The sequence below is a fragment of the Neisseria sp. P0022.S010 genome (genome assembly GCF_051956635.1).
This window is the reverse complement of the sequence record NZ_JBQCXF010000395.1, coordinates 1-2,766: the sequence shown is the minus strand read 5'-3', so window position 1 is coordinate 2,766 and position 2,766 is coordinate 1. Positions and strand designations below refer to the sequence as shown.

Sequence of the window (2,766 nt, the reverse complement as noted above, 5' to 3'; positions counted from 1 at the left end):
TGGGTCAGAATTTATCTGCGCCAGATGGTGCGCCGACGGGTGCGCTTTATGGCGTGTTGAACATGTTGCGCCGGTTGCGGGCGGATTATGTGCACGACTATTGCGCGGTGGTGTTTGATGCGAAGGGTAAGAATTTCCGCCACGAGATGTTCCCCGACTATAAGGCGACACGCCCGCCGATGCCGGACGATTTGCGCCCGCAGGCGGAAGCTTTGCCGGATTTGGTGCGGCTGATGGGCTGGCCGGTGCTGGTGATTCCGCAAGTGGAAGCGGACGACGTGATTGGCACGCTGGCGGCGATGGCCGGCGAAGCAGGTTGGAATGTGGTGGTGTCCACCGGCGATAAGGATATGGCGCAGCTGGTGAACGAACGCGTTACGCTGGTGAACACGATGAGCGGCGAAACGCTGGACATTGAAGGTGTGAAGGAAAAATTCGGCGTTCGCCCCGACCAAATTCGCGATTATCTCGCGCTGATGGGCGACAAGGTGGACAACGTGCCGGGCGTGGAGAAATGCGGCCCGAAAACGGCGGTGAAGTGGCTGGAAGCCTACGGCTCGCTGGCCGGTGTGATGGAACACGCTGCGGAAATCAAGGGTAAGGTCGGCGAAAACCTGCAAGCCGCGCTGCCCCAACTGCCGCTGTCGTATGATTTGGTGACGATTAAAACCGATGTGGACTTGCACTCGGAGCTTTCAGACGGCCTCGAAAGCCTGCGCCGCACTTCGCCGAAATGGTCTCAGCTTGCGGTCGATTTCAAACGCTGGGGCTTCCGCACTTGGTTGAAAGAAGCGGAAAGCCGTATGCACGAAGCGGCGGACGGCGATTTGTTCGGCAGCGATACGATAGGCGAACAGGCAGCGTTGGATATGGAAACGTCGTCTGAAAGGCTACCTGAAAAAGCCGTTGCCCCCGAAAAGCTGGATTATCAAGCCGTTACCACCGAAGCGCAGTTTGCCGCTTTGTTAGACAAACTGTCGCAGGCGGACACAATCGGCATCGACACGGAAACCACGTCCCTAGACGCGATGAACGCCGCGCTGGTCGGCATCAGCATCGCGTTCCAAGCGGGCGAAGCGGTTTACATCCCCGTAGGGCACAGCCTGACCGCCGCACCCGAACAGATTGATTTGCAAGACGTATTAGGCCGTCTGAAAACACATTTGGAAAACTCCGCCCTGAAAAAAATCGGGCAAAACCTCAAATACGACCAACACGTTTTCGCCAACTACGGCATCGCCCTGAACGGCATTGCCGGCGACGCCATGCTCGCTTCCTACATCATCGAGAGCCATCTCGGACACGGCTTGGACGAATTGTCCGAACGCTGGCTGGGCTTGGAAACCATTACCTACGAATCGCTGTGCGGCAAAGGCGCGAAGCAAATCGGTTTTGCCGACGTCGCCATCGGGCAGGCGACCGAATACGCCGCCCAAGACGCCGATTTCGCCCTGCGCCTCGAAGCGCACCTGCGCGCGCAAATGGACGCCAAACAGCTTGAAATGTATGAAAAAATGGAGCTGCCTGTCGCGCAGGTATTGTTTGAAATGGAACGCAACGGCGTGCAAATCGACCGCGCCGAACTCGCCCGCCAAAGCGCAGAACTCGGCGCCGAGCTGATGAAGCTCGAACAACAAGCCTACGCCGCCGCAGGCCAGCCGTTTAATCTCAATTCGCCCAAACAGCTTCAAGAAATCCTGTTCGACAAAATGGGCATCCCCACCAAAGGCCTGAAAAAAACCGCCAAAGGCGGCATTTCCACCAACGAAGCCGTGCTCGAACAGCTCGCGCCCGACTACCCACTGCCAAAAATCATCCTGCAAAACCGAAGCTTGGCGAAACTCAAATCCACCTACACCGACAAACTGCCCGAAATGATTTCCCCCAAAGACGGACGCGTGCATACCACCTACGCCCAAGCCGTCGCCATCACAGGCCGCCTCGCCAGCAACAACCCCAACCTGCAAAACATCCCCATCCGCACCGCCGAAGGCCGCCGCGTGCGCCGCGCCTTTACCGCACCGCAAGGCAGCGTCATCGTTTCCGCCGACTATTCCCAAATCGAGCTGCGCATCATGGCGCACCTCTCCGGCGACAAAACCCTCATCGCCGCGTTCCAAAACGGCGAAGACGTACACCGCCGCACCGCCGCCGAAGTATTCGGCATCGCCCCCGAAAACGTTTCGTCCGAACAACGCCGCTACGCCAAAACCATCAACTTCGGCCTCATTTACGGCATGGGCCAATACGGCCTCGCCAAATCGCTGGGCATAGACAATCTGTCCGCCAAAACCTTCATCGACCGCTACTTCGCCCGCTACCCCGGCGTTGCCGAATACATGCAACGCACCAAAGAACAAGCCGCCGCCCAAGGCTACGTCGAAACCCTGTTCGGCCGCCGCCTCTACCTGCCCGACATCCGCAACAAAAACGCCAACGCCCGCGCCGGAGCCGAACGCGCCGCCATCAACGCCCCCATGCAGGGAACCGCCTCCGACCTCATCAAACGCGCCATGATAGACGTGTCCCGCTGGCTGGTTTCAGGTAGCCTGAAAAGCAAACTGATTATGCAGGTGCATGACGAACTGGTGCTGGAAGTACCCGAAGCCGAGCTGGATTTAGTGAAAGAAAAACTGCCGCAGATTATGGCGAAAGTGGACGAAGGGATGTTGAACGTGCCGCTGGTGGCAGAAGTAGGCGTGGGTATGAATTGGGAAGAGGCGCATTGAGATTGTTTGACCCTATCCTTCTTTCAATATAGAATTG

The 2,766-nt window shown here is 57.9% G+C and carries 1 protein-coding gene; it reads left to right on the top strand.

The features are described from left to right. On the top strand, positions 1 to 2,729 hold a 2,729-nt coding region (gene polA, locus ACTHUT_RS17225; RefSeq protein ID WP_440419180.1), incomplete at its 5' end, for a DNA polymerase I. Positions 2,730 to 2,766: the final 37 nt, after the last annotated feature.